3 protein-coding genes are annotated in these 1288 nt (G+C 58.6%); 2 read left to right on the top strand and 1 reads right to left on the bottom strand.

Translation table 11 applies throughout. From position 1 onward, the window contains the following. Positions 1-454, bottom strand: a 454-nt coding sequence (locus ACFVU2_RS21330) for a hypothetical protein (protein WP_387878777.1), incomplete at its 3' end; no start/stop codon positions are given. A gap of 369 nt (positions 455-823) precedes the next feature. Between ACFVU2_RS21330 and ACFVU2_RS21325 the strand changes: the two genes are divergently transcribed. Together ACFVU2_RS21325 and ACFVU2_RS21320 are read left to right on the top strand one after the other, a co-directional pair. Next, a complete protein-coding gene (locus ACFVU2_RS21325) occupies positions 824-1102 on the top strand; it encodes a hypothetical protein (protein WP_387878775.1) in 279 nt (92 codons plus the stop codon). A 3-nt stretch (positions 1103-1105) separates the two neighbouring features. Next, positions 1106-1288: hypothetical protein (locus ACFVU2_RS21320; protein WP_387878773.1), on the top strand; the 183-nt coding region annotated here is incomplete at its 3' end.

The following is a 1288-nucleotide window of genomic DNA, read 5'->3' as shown; positions in this document are numbered from 1 at the left end:
GCTCCCTGGCAGCGTTGAGTTCCTCTACAGAGGTGCGCGGGTACTGGTGGATAAAGCTGACCTCTTCACCCGGCTGAAGTAGAACGCCTGAAGTGACGATGGCGGGCCAGTGAGTGATTCGGAATGCCTTCATCATGTGGGCACGGTGACGTGCGCCTACTGCGTAGTAGAGAGGGCCATGAGAGCCTGGGACGGAGAAGAGTTCCAGGCGACCACGATCAGCGATCCATCCAGAGAGGGAGTCGTTGTCACTGGCTTCCACCAGAGAGTCGGCCAGGTAGTTAAAGGTGTCCGTTCGATTGTCGATCACTCCCCACTTCGGAGAGTCGTCCACCTGAGAGATGGCGCTCACCGGCACCACGATCTTGTGCTGACCCTCAGAGCGATAGCCACGCAACGATGCGACAAGAACGATGGGGTCGGTAGAGTTGAGCTCAGCGAAGCGATGGTCCAACCAAGACTGGGTATCCCTAGCGGAGCGGATCGAGTCGGCGGCATCGAGCAACTCCGCCAGTAGCTTGGCCGATGGAGAGTGGGCGGGTAGCGGTACAGCCGGTGGAGTTGAGTCCAACGCAGAGATATCCAGGTTGGATGGCGAACGTCGATGTTGCCAGCACAGACCGGAAGGGTCGTTGGTACTACGGGTGCAGTTCGGGTCATTGCACTCAGCGCTCATTCGGATTCTCCCCCTGGTGATAGAGCAGAAGCTCTGGAGATGAGTATAGCGTGCAGAGGTGTTCAAGAGCGCGAAGGGCGGGGCTGGTACCCCATGCAGAATAGTTATACTATAGCTATAGAGAGTTCGAGACGAGGAGAACGAGATATGCCGACCTACGAGCAGCCCCTGACGCTGGACCCCAGCACCGGCGAGTACAGTGCACAGCTGGACATGGCGTACGTGGAGGACCGTGACGCGGAGGTAGCCGAGTACGCTGCCAAGTTCGGGGTGGGCTTCGAGCTGGTCAACGAGTCGGGTTCAGGAGGTGGCTGGCCGATCTACAAGTTCACCGGTACGGCAGAGGCATTGCTCACCATGCTGGCTGAGTATCACGATGACCCCGACCTCAAGCGTCAGTGGTACGCAGCGCAGAACCAGGGTTGAGAGATGGCCACCGTGTTTGCTATCTCTGAAGAGTATGGGAAGAAGGCCGAGCAGGCTCGATCACGCCCCGGTGTGTGGGTGAACCTGCGCTCTGGGATGGCGACGGCAAACCTGGTCACTGAGATTCGTCAGGGACGATGGAGTCGAGTGGGACTGAACCCTGATGAGTTCGAGGCGAAGTCTTAT

Origin of the sequence: Leifsonia sp. NPDC058194, assembly GCF_042883605.1 — a bacterium.
Lineage (GTDB): Bacteria > Actinomycetota > Actinomycetes > Actinomycetales > Microbacteriaceae > Leifsonia.
Note: the sequence above shows the minus strand (reverse complement) of the source record. Positions and strands in the feature narration are given on the sequence as shown.

Coding starts and splice junctions, on each gene's coding strand:
- ACFVU2_RS21325 (WP_387878775.1), top strand. CDS start 824: ATGCCGACCTACGAGCAGCCCCTGACGCTGGACCCCAGCACCGGCGAG.